The sequence below is a fragment of the Streptomyces sp. SM1 genome (assembly GCF_002910825.1).
In the GTDB taxonomy this organism is placed as follows: domain Bacteria; phylum Actinomycetota; class Actinomycetes; order Streptomycetales; family Streptomycetaceae; genus Streptomyces; species Streptomyces okerensis.
The window spans coordinates 1-16,144 of sequence record NZ_NEUB01000980.1 but is presented as its reverse complement, the minus strand read 5'-3'; the positions used below and the strand labels follow the sequence as shown (position 1 = coordinate 16,144).

The following is a 16,144-nucleotide window of genomic DNA, read 5'->3' as shown; positions in this document are numbered from 1 at the left end:
ACTTATGGAACCCCGGCTCTGACCTGCGTAGAAGCGTGATTTGGAGCCGGTCCCGCCGGGCGGGAGCGCATCACCAGATCTTTACCGGAGCGCCCGCCAGGCGGGCTGCCGGGCCAGCCCGAGACGGTAACCCGCCGACGTGTGCACTCTCCCGCGCATGGAAATCACCAGAGACGGAATCCCCTGCGCCCTCTGCCACACGGTCACCACGGAGTTGGTGTACCTGGTCCTCAGCGCCCAGTTCCCCTTCCCGCAGCGAGAGGTCATCAAGGACCGCTGGTGCCCCACCGGCTGTCACCAGCTTCAGTCCGCCCGGTGGAAGGAGGCGATGCCGCTGGCGGCCGGGGACGACGCCTGACGACGCCGTGCGAATACTGCGCTGCGGCACATGCGAAGGGGCCGGACTCCCCCGTCTGGGAATCCGGCCCCTTCGAGAACTACCTGGGCTACTCCGACTTCGGGAGCCTGATCGCTACAGCCCTGTCGATCTGCTGGAGCAGCGACCCGATCTCCTGGATGAGCGGGGCGGCGACGTCGGGCTGCGCTTCGACGGCTCGACGCACCGCCGACTTATTGATCTTCTTCTTCGCCTCCTGAAGGGACGCGAGAGTGCTCTCCAGGCGCTCGATGTCCTTCGTGGCGAGGGGGTCGGCCTTGCTATTACTGGGCTTCCGGCTCGACTCCCCGCTTGGGGAGTCCTTCCCGAGCGAGCTGATGTCGGGGACATCATCGCCCTTCGGCTCGTTGTCGCCGCCCTTCTCCTCCGGCGCCGCCAGGAGCTCACGGACCCGGCGGCCGACGTCGGCGGCGTCTACGTCCTTCGGGAGAAAGCCGAGATCTTTGACCACCTGCTCGACAAGGTCGCCCGTGACGCGAGGGCGGCACCGGACGATGGTGTCGTAGACCGTGATCGCGACCTTGTCGCTGGTCTGGCGACGCAGCTCGGTCATCTTCCGGACGTGGTACTCCAGCGGCTTGTGCCCGAGATTGGCGAGGGCCTCGCCGACGCGCCACTCGTCGATGAGCCGGTAGAGCTGAGACTCGGAGATCTCCCAGTTCTCCCAGACCCAATCCGCGAAGTTGGGGTTCTCCTCACGGTGCAGCTCGGCTGTGCTCAGCGTCTCCAGCGCCTTGCCCGCGATCCAGAACGCCTGGTGCAGGTTGTCGACGCCGGCCTTGCAGGCTTCGAGGTCCTGGCGCTCCTGGTCGGAGAGCTCGTCTGTGCCGCGGGGCTGGTAGGGAGCGGGGATGGAAGCGAGGGTGGTCCCAGGGAGCGGCTGAACCACGACGCTCGTGGCGGCCGCAGTCGGCAGGCCGCCGCCGAAGAGACCGCCCGCCTGCTGCTGCGGGGCTTGGGTGTCGACGTCGAACAGGCCAGCCATCAGGCAACCCTCCTGTGGTGCTCGAAGATCTCGGTGGTCAGCGACCGCATCTCCTTGGAGAGCGGGATGATCGTGTCGGGGACGACGTCCTCCGCCTGCGCACGGCCGGCCTTCACGTCGTACGCGCTCGCGGAGTTCGGGAGCAGTTCGGCGTACTCGCCGAAGAGCAGCCCCTTCTTGCGGGCGTTGCGGGCCGGAACCTCCCGGTAGCCGACGATCGTCTCCAGGATCGGTGTGCCCTCGCCCAGGGTCTTGCGGATGTCCGCGCGCACCGAGCTGTGCATCAGCGTGGCGGAGGGGTTCGAGCCGTAGAGGAAGGCTCCGGCCATCTGGAGGTAGGGGTTCACCTGCTGCTTGACGACCTTGAAGTTCTTGCTGATGCGTTCCATGCCCTTGATGGAGGACTCGTCGGAGCGCGTGGGCACGATCAGCGTGCGGGCGGCGGCGAGCACCAGCTGTTCAAGGGCGTCTTGCTCGGGGGCGCTGTCGAAGATGATCCGGTCGTACAGCGGGGCGATCGGAGCGAGGGAGCGGGCGAGACTCAGTACGACGCCCGGCCCTTCCTGCATGAGGCGCAGCATCAAGACGTTCGCGATGTCGGCGACCCGGGGCCCGCCGGGGAGCACGTCCAGATTGGGCCGGACCTCGCGGATCGGCTGGAGCGGAACGCGGTCGTGGATGGCCCGGTACAGACCCTCGCCGTCCAGGGCGGTGGCGCCCTGCGGCTGTACTCCGCGGCCATAGCGCTTGATGCCGAGGTCGTCGTCGTCCTGGCCCGTCACGCAGATGAGGAGGGTGCGGTGCCCAGCGGCAGCGGATTCGCCGGCGAGATGCGCGGCGACGGTCGACTTGCCGACTCCGCCTTTGCCGGTGCCGACGGCTGTGGCGCCCTCGGGCGGTTCGATCGCCTGTGTCGCTCCGCTTGGATTCAGCACGGGGTGCCCTTCCTCGTTGCTCATGTGTGGACCGCACCGTGCGCGGCAGTGGCATCTTGGCACACCCGGAACCCTTGCCAGGACTGGCTTGCGGGCATCACTCCCCTATTGGGGAGTCCACGTCTGGGCACATGATCCATCGGGTGCCGGACGGTGCGGAGTTGACGCGGCCAGGGCCAGAAACGCAAAAAGCCCCGCTTCCCGGCGCGCGGCCGGGGAGCGGGGCTTCTTGGTGGAGCGGGTGTCAGGGCCTCGGGGCGGTCATGCGCTCGCCCCCGCGACGGCGGCGTTCAGGAGCGCCACGGCGTCGGCCTCGTACGGGTCGGCGAACTTCTGGTGGTCGCTGACGTCGAACGGTGCGTACCGCGCGGAGACGCGGTGTCCGGGCACGAGGGTGGTCTCCCGGCCCTCCAGTGCGGCGGTGAGCCGGTCGTAGTCCTGCTGGGCGTGCCGGGTCTGGGTGTAGGGGCCGAGGCGCAGCATGGTGAAGCCGTCGCGGCTGTCGTCGCGTCGGCGGGCCTCGATGTAGAGGGCGTAGTGGGCGGGGTCCATGCCGACGTCGTCGGGCAGGGAAAGGTTCGCGGCGGCGTGGGTGAGCATCGCGTAGCCGGGATGCCAGGTGCCGAGGATCGCGGTCGTCTCGCAGCGCAGCCAGCTGCGGTCGGTGTAGCCGAGCTGGCGGCCGTGGAGGTAGGCGCTGGCGTGCGGGGTGTCGGGGTGGACCAGGGCTACGGCGATCATGTCGGGGCCGTGGTCGTCGCCGGGCCGGGTGTGCGCGCGTTCCACGAAGGGCCCGATCCGCACGGCGATGTCCTGTGCGTGGCCGGGCGTCCAGGGCTGCGGGTTGCGTAGGGCGGTGAGCATCGCGCGGAACTGGTCGACGACGGCCTGGTCCTCGGGTGTGAGGGTGCCGGGGGCGTGGCCGCAGCGGCGGAAGCGTCGGATCATCGGGGGCTCTCCTGCTCGACGGTGGGGCGGCTGCTCGTGGGGCGCAGGTAGCGGGCGGCGGCGTTGACGAAGTCGTCGTGGGCGGTCTTCGCGGCCTCGCGGGCGGCGGTCAGTTCCTCGGTGGTGGTGTACGCGTCCCGGATCGCGTAGGTCAGCGTGATCATGCGGTCGGCGGCGGCGCGCACGGCCTGGTCCTCGATGAGGACCCGCAGCGCGACCAGCGGGCGAGTGACCGCACTGCGGGTCATGTGGCTCTCCCCGCGCAGGGCCTCGATCCGCTCGGTGCCGGCGCCCTTGAGGACGGCGTCGCCGCGCATCCACATCGCCCGCCGGTGGTCGCTGGTGGCGCAGGCCAGGGCGGCGACGGCTTCCAGGCGGTCGCGGCGGATCGCCTCGCCGTGGGTGGCGCGCACCTGCCGTTCGGCGGCGCGTTCCTGGAAGCGGCCGGACACGATCGCGCCCAAGAGGGTGGCGACGACGGCGAGGCCGGCGGTGACGACGGTGGTTAACACGCGAAGGCTCCTTGGTGAGGGGGAACAGGAAGCGCCGCGTCCCGGCCGTCTGGTCCGGGGCGCGGCGCTGAGGTGTGTCGTGTCGTGCTGGTGCGTCAGGAGGCCGTGGCCGCACGGAGGATGTCGGCGTGGTCGAACGCCAGGCGCTCGGGCAGGTGGTCCAGGGGCCACCAGCGGGCGGTGCGGGCGTCGTCTCCGGCGACGATCTGGGTGGCGGCCGGGATCACGGCCGCGTACGCGACGGTGACGTACCGTCCGCGCGGGTCGCGGTCGGGCGCGTCCCAGACGCCGATCGGGCGCAGGCTGTCGGCGGTGACGCGGACGCCGGTCTCCTCAGCGAGCTCTCGGGCCGCGGCCGCGAGGCTCGTCTCGCCGGGGTCAACGTGCCCGCCGGGCAGGGCCCAGGCGCCCTCGTGGGGCGGCCAGCCCCGCTCGATCAGCAGGACGTTGCCGTCGGGCGTCATGGCCACCACGTCGGCGGTGTAGCGGATCGTCTCGAACGACTCGGTCTCGGTCTCGGTCATGTTCGCCTCTCGGCTGGGTGGGTCAGTGGGCGGTGGTGTCGGTGACCACGAGGAACTGGTCGCTGGTGAGGTCCATGACGACCCGGGCGTCGGTGCCCTGGGCTCGCTGGGCGGCGGCGTATTCGTCGGCGGGCCAGGAGCCGCGGGGGTGGCCGGCGGGGAATCGCTCCAGGACGGTGCGCTGCGCGGGGAGGGTGGTCGTCATCGGAGGTCGCCTTCCTCGTAGGCGTCGATGAGGTCGCCGATCGCGTCGGGGTTGGCGGCCTCGCCGACCCAGCGGCCGGACGCGGTGAATACCGGGACCTGGTCGCGGTCGGCGTCGAAGACGACGACGTAGTTCCCGAACCGCTCCAGTACGAGGTCGTAGAGCACGGCGGCCGGGGCGGCCTCGAGGACTTCCAGGCCGTCGACGGTGACGTGGGCGGGGGTCTCGGGGTCGTCGGGCTGGACCAGGGTGCCGGTGACGCGCACGAGGTCGCCGGGCTGGATCTCGCGCAGCAGGACGTCGGCGATGCGCGGGTCTCCGGTGGTGCAGGCGTAAACGGTGTCCGGGGCGTCGGGAGCGATCCGGTCCGCGTCGGCGGGGGAGTGGATCAGGTCGAAGCGGGCGGTGCCCCAGCCGGTGCCGGGGGCCGGGATCGCGTCGACGTAGCCGTCTATGGCCAGGTGCGTCTGGGGGTTCATCAGCGGGCCTCCGCCAGGGGCTTGGTGGAGCGGGGTCGGGGGGTGCGCTGCGCGAGGTCGAGGAGCTCGCGGTTGCGGCGCTGCTGGGCGGGGGTGAGCGGCCGGGCCTTCGGGCCGCGGCGGTGCCAGAGCGGCGAGGCCGGCGGCTCGGGATAGGCGAGGGCGCGGTCGACGTCGGGCTGGGTGCTGCGCATGGGGGCCTCCAGGTGGAGGTGAGGAGTTCAGGCGTGGTCGGTCGTCTGGCCGCCCTTGGGCGGGTCGGAGACGAACCGCATCTCGCCGGGGTGCGCCGCGTTCCAGAACTCCGCGCAGACCTTGTGCACGGGCTCTTTGGCGTGGGACCTCAGCGGGGTGGTGGTGCCGCACAGCACGCACGATGCGGGCGGGCCGAAGTGCGAGTAGTGGCGCCAGTTCAAGAGCTGGACCGGCGCCACGGGCTGCTCCGGCGGTGTCGGCACCGCGCGCAGATGGCGGCGCCGGGCGGTCACGGCCGCAGGTGCGGGAGCTGCTGGAGGACTTGGGCGACCAGGTGCTCGGTAGGTCGCCAGGGTCCGAGCTGCCCGCGTGCCGGGATCGGCAGGGCGAGGGCCTGGACGTCGCTGACCTCCAGATGCCACGCCCCGGGCTGTGCCCACTCGGTGCAGGGCGGGGAGCCGTCCGGGTCCTGGTGGCAGCCGGTCAGCCGGGCGACGCCGATCACGGCGCCGGTCGTCAGGTCGCGGCCGCGGATCGTGCGGGCGATCAGCGGTACGCGCAGGGCGGGCCGGTCGGTCTGCTGGCTCGCGTGCAGCAGCAGCCAGCCGCGCCACGACCAGGCCCGGGGCCTGTTCTCGATCGTCTTGGCCCCGGCGAGGAGGCAGGCGGCGTGCGGCTGCTTGACGCTGATGCCGCGGATCCAGTCGGCCGCTGGCGGAAGGGACGCGCTGCTCATGCCGCTCGCCCCCACACGGCCGTGCCCGGCCTGCCCGCGCGGCGCCCGTTGACGGTCGGCGTGGCGGCGTGCGCGGCGGTCGCCAGCATCGCCTTCCCGGAGTGCTTCCCGTGGTACAGGGCTGCGTCGGCCGCCCTCTGCAGGCGCGTCAGGTCGCGTGCGCCGATCACATCCGGGGTCGCGGCGCCGACCGAGGCGGCGACGTCGACCGTGCGGCCGTCGTCCAGGGCGACCGGAGTGTGCAGCATCCGGACCAGCTGCGCGAGGCGCTGCTCCCGGCGTTCGGCGGGCACCTCCAGGACCACGGCGAACTCATCGCCTCCGAGCCGGCCGACCGCAGCGCGAGGGCCCGCCCAGGCGGTGAGCCGGGCCGCGATCGACGCGAGGACGGTGTCGCCCGCCGCGTGCCCGAGGCCGTCGTTGATCTCCTTGAACCTGTCGGCGTCGACCATGACCACGGTCGTGTCGTCGCCGTGGCGGGCCAGGAGCCGGCGGGCACGGGCGGTGTAGGCGTCGCGGCGCAGCAGGCCGGTCAGCGGGTCCTTGCGGGTCGCGGCGAGCTGCTTGTGCAGCGCGGCGGCGTGGATCGCCCAGCCGGTCAGCGGCAGGGCGGCGCTGGTGATCAGGAGGGTGCGCGAGCCGATCCGGCCCTGCGCACGCAGAACGGAGTCCATACTGAGGATCTCCCTCTCGTCTTGTACGGGTTGGGTGGGCCCGGGGCAGCCGTCGAAGCCGCCAAGCACGTGCGGCTGTCCCGGGGCAGAGCTACATCTCGAAGGGATTGGAGTTGAGCCAGCTGTACGGGCTCCTCCAGGGGCCGGCCTTCGCGGCGGGCCAGTCGAGCTCCCAGCCGGGCCGGTATCCACAGGCCGACCAGCCGTCCGGGCGCCCGTGGGGGATCTCGCGTCCGGCCTCCGCTGCGGCGCGGGCCGCGTCGTAGACCTCGTGGGCGGCCTTCACGGCCGCGTCGCGGCTGTCGGCCCAGCCGGTGAAGACGTGCACCCCGCGCAGGGTGGGCGTCTCGGTGCTCCGTATGGGGACGTCGACCTCGTAGTACGGGGGTTGGGCCATGACGTCCATCTCCTCTCGTGATCGCGGTGGTGAGGGACCACCGCGACCGCCCCGGCCCCGGCGCTGTGGCGGGGTCGGGGCGGCACGGAGGTCCGTCAGCCGTGGATCACTTCGAGGTCCTGCGCCTCGAGGTCGTCGTCCTGGTCGTCGCCGTTGTTCGGGCCGTGGGCGGTGCAGACGATGTCCTCGTCGTCGTCCAGGTCGCCGTTGAGCGCCCGGAACAGGCAGGTGACGCTGTAGGCGGGCACCCAGGCGCGGCCGGTGCATTCGTCGTCGTGCGGGCACGGCACCAGCACGTCGAACCCGACGTCGCCCTCGCCGTCGACGTCGGTGCGCAGGGCGAGGGTGAGGTACTGCTGACCGAGGCGGATCTCCGCGACACGGTCGCCGTCGGCCACGTTCGAGCCGGGCTTCCACTGCCACAGCGGCAGGATCTCCTCGCCGAATACCCGGGATACGAGGTTCAGGTCACCGAGGCCGACGCTGCCGTCCAGTCCGAGGTCGGCCTGCCGGGTCTCGCTCAGGCGCTCCAGGAACGGCAGCAGCCGGTAGAGGCTGTCGGAGAAGACGATCTCGGAGAACCCTTCGGCCTTGAGGGTCCGGTGCGAGGCGACCATGGCCTGGTGCTGCTTGACGACCACATCCTCGGGCACCGTGCGGTTGGCCGGCCGCGGGCCCTGCCGCTCGATGCAGACGCTGCCGAGGGTGGCGACCATGACCGCGATGGGCAGCATGTCGTTCCGCTGGGCGGCGGCGATCAGCGGCTCCCTGGCGGACCTGGTGACGTTGGTCGCGTCGACGACGGTGAACAGCCGGCGTCGCATCCTCGCCTCCAGGAGCAGGTGCAGGGCGGCGACCGCGTCGCCGGTCGCGTCCTGGTCGCCCGCGTCGTCGCTGACGACCTCGCGCAGCGCGTCCAGGGACAGGACCTGGGAGGCGGGCCAGGTGCGCGCGATCGTGGACTTTCCGGCGCCGGACGGGCCGATCAGGACCACCAGGCTGTGCTCAGGCATCTGCGGGTAGATCAGCTCGGTCATGAAGATCTCCTTGCGGGTGAGGGCGCCGGGCAGCCCGGATGGGGCGCTGCCCGGCGTGGGCGGTGAGCAGAGCGGGGGCTTCGCGCAGCGGCGTCAGCGGACGATCATGTGGTCGGGGTGGCCGTTCTTCATGTGGTCCACGCACTGCGGGCAGTCCTCACGCGGACCGAGCCTGGCGTGGGCCTCGCGGCTGGCGTACGCATGGAACCAGCACTGCGTGCACTCCCCTCGGGGCGGGTTCGTCGCCTTCGCGCTCGCCATCAGATGCCTCCCTGCTGCGGGTGAAGGGCGCGGGCAGCCCAGATGAGGCGCTGCCCGGCGTTGTCGGTGATCAGGGCGGCGGCCTCGTGCAGGGGGCACGATGCGTCGCCGTCGTGGTCCGGCTCGACCTGCTCGGCACGACGCGCGGCAGCGGTGAGCAGCTGCGCGACGGCCGCCATGAACCCGCCGGGCGGGTCGGTGTCCTCGATGAGCTCGCGCAGGATCGCGGCCAGCTCCTCCTGGTCGACGTCGTCGGCGCGAAGGTCGTCCTCGATCTGCTGGAGGGCCAGCGAAGCGATCCCGACCGAGGCGCGTACGCGTTCCAGTCGCGTCCGGGGCTGGCCGGTCACCGGGTGGTCGCCTTGGTCGTGGCGATAAGCGCGGCGACGGTCTCCCAGCCGTGGTGCCAGGAGTTGTCGAGGTGGAAGGCGCCGTTCATTCCGTGCGAGGCCAGCTTGTAGAAGTTGGTCTTGCCGGTCTTGTCGGCGAGCTTCTCCAGAACCCCGTCGCCCGGCACCCGGCGGTCCGCGATGTAGTGCGTGCCGAAGGACAGGGCGAGCGCGGCTGCGGCCGCGCCGGGGTGGACCCGGATGCCCAGCGCGCGGGCTCCAAGTCCGGCGACGATCGCCTGCGTGGCCGTGTAGGTGACGCAGTGGTGCAGGCACGCCTTGCGGCCGTCGGCGGTGCCGTGGGTGGTCTTCTCCTTGGTGGCCGGGTCCTCGTACGTGACCGGGGCGTCGTCGGAGGCGCCCTTCACTCGGGCGCAGAAGTCGTTCTGGACCCAGAAGTCGCCGATCGCGCTGGCGGCGCGGGTCAGTCCGAGCAGGGCGGCGAAGGCGGCGGGACGATGCATGCTGGAGGTCTCCTGATCTCGAAGAGGGTGAGGGAGCGGGGTGGCCGGCCCTTTGCCGATGCGCGGCCACCCGGCGGTCCCGACCCCGGCCGGTGTGGCCGGGGTCGGGTCGTTCAGAACGGGGGCCCGTACGGCCAGGCCGGGACGGGCCAGAGACGGACGCGCAGCTCGCGCCGGTCCGACCAGCAGCCGCACGCCTCCATCTCCGGGTTCGCGCCGCCGCCCCACCAGCCGCCCGCGCCCCGGCAGTCGGGGCAGGAGCGGCGGGGCCGGGGCGTCAGCTCAATGCGGTGCCGGTCGGCGTACAGCCGCCAGTGGCCGGCCTTGAGCGCGGCGGCGGCCGTCGCTGCGGCGAGCGGGACGGCGGCGGCGAGCAGCAGGGCACGGCGCAGGTGGCGGGCGGTCACCGCAGCGGGATGGCGCGGCAGTTGGCGGCGTGGTTGTTGGCGTCCGGCCGGATGCGGAACAGGAAGTCTTCCTCGGGCCGGTCGGAGGAGTCTCCGCAGCCGTGGCAGTTCCAGCGGTTCTTGTCCGAGTGCTTGCCGTGGCCGGTGACGTCCACGTACGAGCCGCCGACGGTGATGAACCGGATCAGCAGGTTCTTGGGGCGGTCGGGCTCGGTGAAGGCAGCGAGGGTGGCGGTGCTCATGGGCTGGTGTCCTCTCGGATCATGCGGCCAGCAGGTGCTTGGCCGGGGGAGCGATGTAGGAGGCGGGGTCAGCGGGCGTGCCGTCGAAGCACTCCAGGCAGGACCCCAAGGTCTTCAGAGGGAGGCAGTGGAAGTAGCGCCGACGGCAGGTGCCGCATGTCTGGCGTGCGGCCATGGCCTTGTCGAGAGCGGCTTCCTTCGCGAGGGTCATCGGGAGCTTCGGCTTCGCCAGGTCGATCCGGTACAGCCACGCGAAGCGCTTGCCACCACGGCATTCGATCCGGGCAACGGGCTCCTGGCCGCCGGGGCGCAGTCCCATCTCCCGCAGCTGGCGGCGGGTCGCGAGGTTCGCGTGCCCCGCCTGCTTCCACCGGAAGACCGGTAAGGAGCCGTCGCCGGGGTCGTACAGGTCGACGTCGACCAGGTCCTGGTCCTGGTCGGCCATCACCTGCTCCAGGTACCGGGGAGCCGGGCGGGGCGCTGCGGGTAGCGGGGGCCGGGGCGCTGCGGGCGGGGTCGGCCGATCCGGCGGCGGGGGCGGGGGATGAGCACGAGCGGTTCCTCCTGATGTCGGTGGACAGCAAGCGCCGCGCCCGCCGGCTGTTCGTCGGCGGGCGCGGTGCGAGGTGGCCGGTCGGCCTGTCCAGCCCTCGCCCACCCGGGAACGGGGTGGGCGAGGACCAGGCGGAGCGACCGGAGGTCAGTCCCGGAAGGGGCAGCTGCTGTGCGGGTGCTGTTCGGCGGGCTCGGCCGGGACCGGGTACGGCACCGGGACGTGGATTTCGGGCCGGACGGAGACCTTGGCCGGGCGTCCGATGACGCGGCGGCGCAGGGTCAGGCCGCGCAGGGCGATCGCGGACAGGAGCGTCCAGGCGAGGGCGGCGAGGCCGGCCGCGACGGGGCGGCTGGTGTCCGGAGTGGCCGTCCAGACCATGAACACGGTGGCTGCGCCCCATGCCGTCCACATCGCGCGCACTCCGTTGTTGCGGGTAAGGAAGCCGAGGACCAGGCCGGTGATGCCGGTGAGCAGCCACAGCGTGTAGACGGTGGAGGCCGCGACCGGGAGGCCGGCGGAGTGCTGGGCGATGTAGGTGCGCACCGGCTGGTCGACGACGGCGGCGACGCCGTTGGAGGTGTCGACGCCCACCTGCACCTTGGGCACGGCGGTGAGGATCTGGTGCAGGGCCTGGAGGATGACTTCGCCGGCGCCCTTGGCCATCAGCACGACGAAGGAGACTCCGGCGACCATGAGGACGACGCGCAGCCAGGGCGCCATGTGGCGCAGGCCGTCGTCGGGGGCGCTGAGGACGTCGTCCCACATGTCGTACAGCACGCCGTCGACGTCCCATGCGCGGTCCCACCAGTCGCGCAGTGCTTCGCGCAGTGCGGCCAGGCGTGACGGCTTGGCCGGCTCCTTCGAGAGCGGGACGGGGAGGTAGGCGAGCTCCTGGCGGCCGGGGCCGGTGTTGTCGTTGGACTGCACGGGGCAACTCCTTGTTGTCGATGTGGTGTTCACGGAGCGTGCGAGTGGGCCAAGCTGTGAGCGACGGGCCCGGGAGAGAGGGGAGGCGGCTGCGATGGGGTGGTTCACCCGCGATGAGCCGGAAGAAGTCGTCTTCGAAGAGGTCGTGGACACGGACGGGACGATCTGGCCCGCGTTCACCGACGACGACGGCGTGCTGTGGATCGACGTGGACTACGACGTCGAGGTGACGATCAACGGCGCGATCGTCGACGGGCAGATCCGGGGTGCCGAGGTCGATGACCATGGCCGTATCTGGATCGACTACGACTGACCGCGAGGCCGGACGGCCTGTCCCGCACCCGAAGCCCCGGCCCGCGGGCGAGGTGTTCGGATACGAGGCAGGGCGCCCGGGTCAGCGGACGTCGTTGCGGGTGCGGGAGAACATCCCGCGCTGGTTGCTGGTGTTGTTGATCTGCGTGTTCTGTACGACCGGGCCCTCGTAGACCGTCTTGGACACGGACTTGCGGGCCTTGCTGAACGCGCCGCCGATCGCGGTGGCGACCATGGCGATGCCCGCGAACGGCAGGGTGACCATGAGGACGCCGTAGAGCGTGACGGAGGCCAGGCCCTGGAGCACGAGCCAGGCTCCGCAGCCGACGCCGGTGATGCCGGCGCCGACGCCGATGGAGGCGACCGCGATCCCGGCCGCCCAGGCCGGGACGATCCGCTTGTCGTCCTGCTTCTCGGGCGGGGTGTCGCCGTAGGCGGGCAGCGGGGTGTCGTCGCGGAACGACGTCGGGAAGTGCCGTTCGGGGCGCATCGCTTCGGCGATGATCCGCTCGGCTTCGGCCTTGGCCTCGGAGTCGGACAGCGGGCGGGTGATGTGGTCGAAGTCCACGGTGATCTCCGTTTCGGGGGCAGACGCGCGCCCTCCCCGCCGTGGTGGCGGGGAGGGCGCAGGGGGCGGGGGAGCGGGGCGGGGCTACTGCTCCTGGCCGGCGGCGGCCTCGAGGGCGTCGGGCGTGGGGTACTGCAGCGGCCGGCGGCTGTGGGAGCGGACCACCAGGCCGCCCTGGCGGCCGGTGCGCAGCAGCTCGTCGACCAGGGCGCGGGCCTCGGGGCTGGCCGCGAGGACGTCGGTGGCGTCGTCGACCACCAGGACCAGGGGGCGGTTCATTGTCGGGTTCTCCTTCTCGTTCGGTGGGTCGGGATCGGGCTGGTCAGAAGCTGCTGATCCAACCGGTGAGGGAGGACACGGCGCTGGTGATGGTGGGGGCGATGCCGGTGCTGGCGAGGAAGAAGCCGAACAGGCAGACGGCGATGCCCGGCATGATCCGCTGGTAGCCGGTGCGCACCAGGATGACGACGATGATGCCGAGCAGGAGGACCAGGGAGATCGACAGGGCCACGGGTATCGGTTCCTTCGGTGAGTGAGTGGTGGGTGCGGGTCAGTTGTCGGCGAGCTGCCACAGGCCCCGCTTGCGCGAGATGGCCAGGCCCTTCGCCTTGAGCTGGGAGCAGGCGTTGCTGACGCTGGAGGGCTGGAAGCCGGGGAGCGCGGCGCGCAGCTCCTTGAGCTGCTTGGGTCCGTCGGCGAGCAGTTCGAGGATCTGGTCCTGGAGGCCGGGCTCCTCCCCGATGTCGGGGCCGCTGTCGCCGAACGGGATGCCGAACGGCGCCTCAAACGGGGCGGGTGCCTCGCCGTTGTCGCCGTCGGTGTCCGCAGCGGTGGCCGGGGCCGGGGTGCCGGCCGTCGGCTTGCTGCCGGGTGCGTCGGAGAACGCCTGGGCGAGGGTGTCGCAGTCGGCGTAGGGGTTGGTGTGCCGCACGCCGTAGATCGCGGCTCCGGCCTGCGCGGCCTTGGCCTCGCCCTCGGTCAGCCCGGTGGGCGGGTCCTCGCCGTACAGGGCGATCAGGTCGGGGTAGACCCCGTCCTTCTTCTCCGCGAAGAAGGTGCGCATGAACTTCGCCCGGCCGTCGAGGAACATGTACGCCATGCCTGCGGTGGACTCGCCGTCCTCGTCGTCCTTGCCGGAGAACAGCGCCTCGATCTGCCCGTTCTCGTAGATCCGGGCGGGGATGTTCTCCATCTGGAAACCGGCCGGGGCGATGCCGTCCAGGCCCATCTCCTTGGTGGAGGAGGAGGCGGTGCGCATGAGGAACAGCGCGCCGACCTTGCCCTGCTGGCGGATCGCGTCGTCGTCGCCGAGGTCCTTGAGGTGCAGGGACTGCACGGCGAGCCGGATGCCGATGCCGACCTTGCGGCCGGTCTTCTGGATGTCGGCGATGAGGTAGGCGGTGGCCTTGCGCATCGCTTCGTCCGGGTGGGACAGCAGCCGGTTGATCTCGTCCAGCGTGATGTTGATGAGCGGCCACGGCTTGTTGAGGGCGAAGTCGCCGCGGCCCATCTCGTTGGAGATCCGCTCGCGGTACTTCATGACCGCGTGCGCGGCCGTGAGCATCAGGAGCGTCTCCACCGGGCCCTTGGCGAACCAGTCGACGCGGCCTTCCGCCTCCGGGAGGGACATGCCGCCCTGGACGTCGCCGACCCAGGAGACGACGCCGGAGCGCTTCTCCGCGGCGAGGATCAGGTTCTGCAGGACGGACTTGCCCGCGCCGGTGACGCCGGCGGTGATGCCGCGCAGCGCGCCCTGTCCGGGATCCCACAGCCGCATCCGGGCGGGCTTGCCGTCGTGGCAGACGCCGATGGTGACGCGGCCCTTGGAGTCCATCGTCAGGTCTTCGACGGTGGCCTTGCGGACCTTCATCAGCGGGTTCGTCTTGTAGATGGAGATGACGCCCATACGAATTCCATCCGTTTCGATGACTAGGCGGGAGGGGTCGTCGATGCCGAAGGCGGAGCAGATCGCCGTGTGCGGCAGGTGGATTTCCTTGCCAGGCAGGGAGGCGACCAGCAGCACGATGCGGTGCGGCTCGGACCGGTAGTCGATGAGGTCGACGCCGGGGGCGGCCTTGCCCGGGGCGGCGACCGCGGTCTCCCACAGGCCGCGGATGCCTTCGGCGGCGGCCTCGGTGTCCTCGGTGGTGGGGCGGGCGACCAGCCGCATCCGGCCGGGCCCTGAGCCCTGGATCGGGCGGATCTTCACGGTGCCGACCGGGAAGTCGAACGCGGCGGCCAGCTGCACCTCGGTGAAGGTGGGCACCGCCTTCCCGGCCTGGGCGACGACGACGGCCTCGAAGTCGGGCCGGTCGGCGCGGTAGGGCTGGATGGACACCAGCCGGGTTCCGTCACCGGTGGCCTGCTGCCACTTCGCGGCGAGGAACTCGGTGTAGGTGAGCGGCTCCCCGGGCCCGGCGCAGTGCTGCGCCTGGTGCTCGGTGAGCTCCAGGACCAGGCCGGCGCTGCGGGTGAGCGGCGCCATCCAGCCCATCAGGGACGCCCACGCGGCCGGGGCGACGACCTCCCACCAGTTGAAGCCGGGGGTGATCAGGTTCGCCACGTAGGTGCCGGCGGCCGTCAGGAACGGGATCGCCCGCTGCGCCCGCGTGAGGACGCTCAGGCCCTGGTCGGGGTCCTTGGTCTTCGCGTACAGCCAGGCGAGCGTGCCCAGGCCGACTCCGCCGGAGGCGAGGTAGGACCAGGCGCTGTCGTCGAGCTGCGGGCCGACGGCCATCCCGGCCGCTGCGAGGGCGTAGGAGGTGCGTTCGGCCAGGACGCGCCGGTAGATGACGTGGCCCGGGACGCGCTTGGTGGTGTCGGCGGCCGGCGCCGCCTGGTCGATGGTGCTCAACACAGCCTCCGTTCAGGGGCAGGGGGCAGCAGGGGCCGGGCCCGGCGTGCGGGCCCGGCCCCTGCTGCTGCGGGGGTGGGTGGGTCAGCGGCGGCCGGTGCGCCGGTAGAAGCCGGGCTTGGCCTGCCGCACGCCGGAGCCGTTGGAGGCTTCGTAGCCGGGGCGGTACTCCCGGTCGTGCGCGTTGTTGAAGCCGCGGGCGTCGGTGTCGACGGCGTCGGCGGCGTTGACCATCTCCCCGGACGCCTCCGCGACCGCGGTGAGGGCGGCGGAGGTGTCCTCGATCATCGAGGTGAACCGGGGCTCGACTTCGGCCTGGCCGCACATCTCCGACAGGCGCATGGCCGCGTTGGCGTTGGCCTGCATGTGGGAGCGGAGCAGGTGCATGCCCTCCTTGAGGAAGAGGGCGGAGGCCGCGAGCTTGGCGGTCCGGCCGGCCAGGGCGAGGAAGCCGTTGCCGCTGCTGGCGCCGCCGGTGCTGGCGACGCCGTTGTTCATGCCCGGGATGGCGGGGAGGTTGTCGCTCACGTGATCTCCTCTCAGTTCTCGTTGTGGATGCGGGCGGCGGGCACGGCCAGGCCCGCGTCCTCGGTGGCCTGCTGGAGGGGCCGGTAGGCGTCGAACATTGCGTTCTCCGCGCTCTCGGAGAGCTCCGCCGCCGTCAGGGACTTGGTGGACATCTCGTCGGCCTTGCGGGCCAGCAGCTCCATGGACTCCGCGAGCTTGGCCATCGCGGCGCCGGTCATGCGGCCGATGACGTTGTGCGTGGAGCGCAGGTCGGCGGCGAGTTCGTCCAGCTCGTGCCGGATCTGCCGCGCCTTCTCGGAGAGCTTGCGGCAGGTCTCGTGCGCCTTGAACGACTGCTCGGTGAGCTCCTCCAGGACGTCGAGCGTGTCGTCGAGGGTGACCTCGGTCTCGTGCTGGGCGTCCATGTCCGCGACGCTGCCGCTGCCCCATTTCGTCAGCCAGGCGTCACTCACGCTGTTCTCCTTCGTGCTCGTGCTCGAGGTGCTGGCGGGAAGGCCCCCGCCGGACGTGGCCGGGCCGGACCCGGGGGAGTCGGCCCGCTCGACCGTGATGGGACCAGCCGGAGCGGACACCGCCGTCGCCATGCCCAGCGCCTCGAGCGGCGACAGGCGC

General features: G+C 71.7%; 28 protein-coding genes. 2 read left to right on the top strand and 26 right to left on the bottom strand.

Translation table 11 applies throughout. The annotated features are described in order from the left end of the window. The first annotated feature begins 157 nt into the window (after positions 1-157). Positions 158-358, top strand: a complete 201-nt coding sequence (locus B9S61_RS34625; RefSeq protein ID WP_103545718.1) for a hypothetical protein — start codon at positions 158-160, stop codon at positions 356-358. A gap of 88 nt (positions 359-446) precedes the next feature. On the opposite strand, the gene B9S61_RS34620 is transcribed toward B9S61_RS34625, so the two are convergent. From B9S61_RS34620 to B9S61_RS34520, 20 genes are all read right to left on the bottom strand, one after another. Next, on the bottom strand, positions 447-1,382 hold the full coding sequence (locus B9S61_RS34620) for a hypothetical protein (RefSeq protein WP_103545717.1): 936 nt from the start codon (positions 1,380-1,382) through the stop codon (positions 447-449). Beyond that, a complete protein-coding gene (locus B9S61_RS34615) occupies positions 1,382-2,341 on the bottom strand; it encodes a ParA family protein (protein WP_103545716.1) in 960 nt (319 codons plus the stop codon). Before B9S61_RS34615 ends, B9S61_RS34620 begins: the two co-directional genes overlap by 1 nt. Before the next feature lie 237 nt (positions 2,342-2,578). Continuing rightward, positions 2,579-3,265 carry a hypothetical protein gene (locus B9S61_RS34610; RefSeq protein WP_103545715.1) on the bottom strand — a complete coding sequence of 229 codons (687 nt, stop codon included), beginning with the start codon at positions 3,263-3,265 and terminating at the stop codon, positions 2,579-2,581. Then, positions 3,262-3,777, bottom strand: coding sequence for a hypothetical protein (locus tag B9S61_RS34605; protein ID WP_103545714.1), 516 nt, complete (start codon positions 3,775-3,777; stop codon positions 3,262-3,264). Before B9S61_RS34605 ends, B9S61_RS34610 begins: the two co-directional genes overlap by 4 nt. 95 nt (positions 3,778-3,872) lie before the next feature. Beyond that, positions 3,873-4,301: an NUDIX hydrolase gene (locus B9S61_RS34600; protein WP_103545713.1), complete on the bottom strand. Its 429-nt coding sequence runs from the start codon at positions 4,299-4,301 to the stop codon at positions 3,873-3,875. A 22-nt stretch (positions 4,302-4,323) separates the two neighbouring features. Continuing rightward, entirely contained in the window at positions 4,324-4,506 is a 183-nt protein-coding gene (locus B9S61_RS34595) for a hypothetical protein (protein WP_103545712.1), read from the bottom strand. Continuing rightward, positions 4,503-4,985, bottom strand: a complete 483-nt coding sequence (locus B9S61_RS34590; protein ID WP_103545711.1) for a hypothetical protein — start codon at positions 4,983-4,985, stop codon at positions 4,503-4,505. The genes B9S61_RS34595 and B9S61_RS34590 overlap by 4 nt, the downstream gene beginning before the upstream one ends. Further along, the gene (locus B9S61_RS34585; protein WP_103545710.1) at positions 4,985-5,179 is read right to left on the bottom strand and encodes a hypothetical protein; all 195 of its coding nucleotides are present in this window, start codon (positions 5,177-5,179) and stop codon (positions 4,985-4,987) included. Before B9S61_RS34585 ends, B9S61_RS34590 begins: the two co-directional genes overlap by 1 nt. 27 nt (positions 5,180-5,206) lie before the next feature. Continuing rightward, a complete protein-coding gene (locus B9S61_RS34580) occupies positions 5,207-5,473 on the bottom strand; it encodes a hypothetical protein (protein WP_258040014.1) in 267 nt (88 codons plus the stop codon). Then, positions 5,470-5,916 carry a hypothetical protein gene (locus B9S61_RS34575; protein WP_103545708.1) on the bottom strand — a complete coding sequence of 149 codons (447 nt, stop codon included), beginning with the start codon at positions 5,914-5,916 and terminating at the stop codon, positions 5,470-5,472. The genes B9S61_RS34580 and B9S61_RS34575 overlap by 4 nt, the downstream gene beginning before the upstream one ends. Beyond that, a complete protein-coding gene (locus tag B9S61_RS34570; protein WP_103545707.1) occupies positions 5,913-6,590 on the bottom strand; it encodes a GGDEF domain-containing protein in 678 nt (225 codons plus the stop codon). The genes B9S61_RS34575 and B9S61_RS34570 overlap by 4 nt, the downstream gene beginning before the upstream one ends. 91 nt (positions 6,591-6,681) lie before the next feature. Beyond that, positions 6,682-6,987 (bottom strand): hypothetical protein, encoded by a 306-nt coding sequence (locus tag B9S61_RS34565; protein WP_103545735.1) that lies wholly within the window; start codon positions 6,985-6,987, stop codon positions 6,682-6,684. Positions 6,988-7,082: 95 nt separating this feature from the next. After that, entirely contained in the window at positions 7,083-8,024 is a 942-nt protein-coding gene (locus B9S61_RS34560; protein ID WP_181007664.1) for an ATP-binding protein, read from the bottom strand. A gap of 93 nt (positions 8,025-8,117) precedes the next feature. After that, on the bottom strand, positions 8,118-8,285 hold the full coding sequence (locus B9S61_RS34555; protein ID WP_031066254.1) for a hypothetical protein: 168 nt from the start codon (positions 8,283-8,285) through the stop codon (positions 8,118-8,120). Further along, a complete protein-coding gene (locus tag B9S61_RS34550; RefSeq protein ID WP_181007663.1) occupies positions 8,285-8,635 on the bottom strand; it encodes a hypothetical protein in 351 nt (116 codons plus the stop codon). The genes B9S61_RS34555 and B9S61_RS34550 overlap by 1 nt, the downstream gene beginning before the upstream one ends. Next, on the bottom strand, positions 8,632-9,138 hold the full coding sequence (locus B9S61_RS34545) for a hypothetical protein (protein ID WP_103545706.1): 507 nt from the start codon (positions 9,136-9,138) through the stop codon (positions 8,632-8,634). The genes B9S61_RS34550 and B9S61_RS34545 overlap by 4 nt, the downstream gene beginning before the upstream one ends. A 113-nt stretch (positions 9,139-9,251) precedes the next feature. Continuing rightward, positions 9,252-9,545 carry a hypothetical protein gene (locus B9S61_RS34540; RefSeq protein ID WP_103545705.1) on the bottom strand — a complete coding sequence of 98 codons (294 nt, stop codon included), beginning with the start codon at positions 9,543-9,545 and terminating at the stop codon, positions 9,252-9,254. Then, positions 9,542-9,787, bottom strand: coding sequence for a hypothetical protein (locus B9S61_RS34535; RefSeq protein ID WP_031066242.1), 246 nt, complete (start codon positions 9,785-9,787; stop codon positions 9,542-9,544). The genes B9S61_RS34540 and B9S61_RS34535 overlap by 4 nt, the downstream gene beginning before the upstream one ends. A gap of 19 nt (positions 9,788-9,806) precedes the next feature. Continuing rightward, on the bottom strand, positions 9,807-10,232 hold the full coding sequence (locus B9S61_RS34530; protein ID WP_019329452.1) for an RRQRL motif-containing zinc-binding protein: 426 nt from the start codon (positions 10,230-10,232) through the stop codon (positions 9,807-9,809). 255 nt (positions 10,233-10,487) lie between these two features. Further along, on the bottom strand, positions 10,488-11,270 hold the full coding sequence (locus tag B9S61_RS34520; protein WP_103545704.1) for a hypothetical protein: 783 nt from the start codon (positions 11,268-11,270) through the stop codon (positions 10,488-10,490). 94 nt (positions 11,271-11,364) lie between these two features. On the opposite strand from B9S61_RS34520, the gene B9S61_RS34515 reads away from it, so the two are divergent. After that, positions 11,365-11,583: a hypothetical protein gene (locus B9S61_RS34515; RefSeq protein ID WP_029380831.1), complete on the top strand. Its 219-nt coding sequence runs from the start codon at positions 11,365-11,367 to the stop codon at positions 11,581-11,583. Positions 11,584-11,664: 81 nt separating this feature from the next. On the opposite strand, the gene B9S61_RS34510 is transcribed toward B9S61_RS34515, so the two are convergent. The 6 genes from B9S61_RS34510 to B9S61_RS34485 all read right to left on the bottom strand — a co-directional run bounded on the left by B9S61_RS34510 (position 11,665) and on the right by B9S61_RS34485 (position 15,984). Continuing rightward, positions 11,665-12,150 (bottom strand): hypothetical protein, encoded by a 486-nt coding sequence (locus B9S61_RS34510; protein ID WP_103545703.1) that lies wholly within the window; start codon positions 12,148-12,150, stop codon positions 11,665-11,667. A gap of 84 nt (positions 12,151-12,234) precedes the next feature. Next, the gene (locus B9S61_RS34505) at positions 12,235-12,429 is read right to left on the bottom strand and encodes a hypothetical protein (protein ID WP_103545702.1); all 195 of its coding nucleotides are present in this window, start codon (positions 12,427-12,429) and stop codon (positions 12,235-12,237) included. Between the two features lie 43 nt (positions 12,430-12,472). Continuing rightward, the gene (locus B9S61_RS34500; RefSeq protein ID WP_029380917.1) at positions 12,473-12,661 is read right to left on the bottom strand and encodes a hypothetical protein; all 189 of its coding nucleotides are present in this window, start codon (positions 12,659-12,661) and stop codon (positions 12,473-12,475) included. 39 nt (positions 12,662-12,700) lie between these two features. Beyond that, on the bottom strand, positions 12,701-15,004 hold the full coding sequence (locus tag B9S61_RS34495) for a hypothetical protein (protein WP_103545701.1): 2,304 nt from the start codon (positions 15,002-15,004) through the stop codon (positions 12,701-12,703). 84 nt (positions 15,005-15,088) lie between these two features. Next, positions 15,089-15,532, bottom strand: a complete 444-nt coding sequence (locus B9S61_RS34490) for a conjugal transfer protein TraB (protein WP_103545700.1) — start codon at positions 15,530-15,532, stop codon at positions 15,089-15,091. Between the two features lie 11 nt (positions 15,533-15,543). Beyond that, positions 15,544-15,984 carry a hypothetical protein gene (locus B9S61_RS34485; protein ID WP_146065023.1) on the bottom strand — a complete coding sequence of 147 codons (441 nt, stop codon included), beginning with the start codon at positions 15,982-15,984 and terminating at the stop codon, positions 15,544-15,546. Positions 15,985-16,144: the final 160 nt, after the last annotated feature.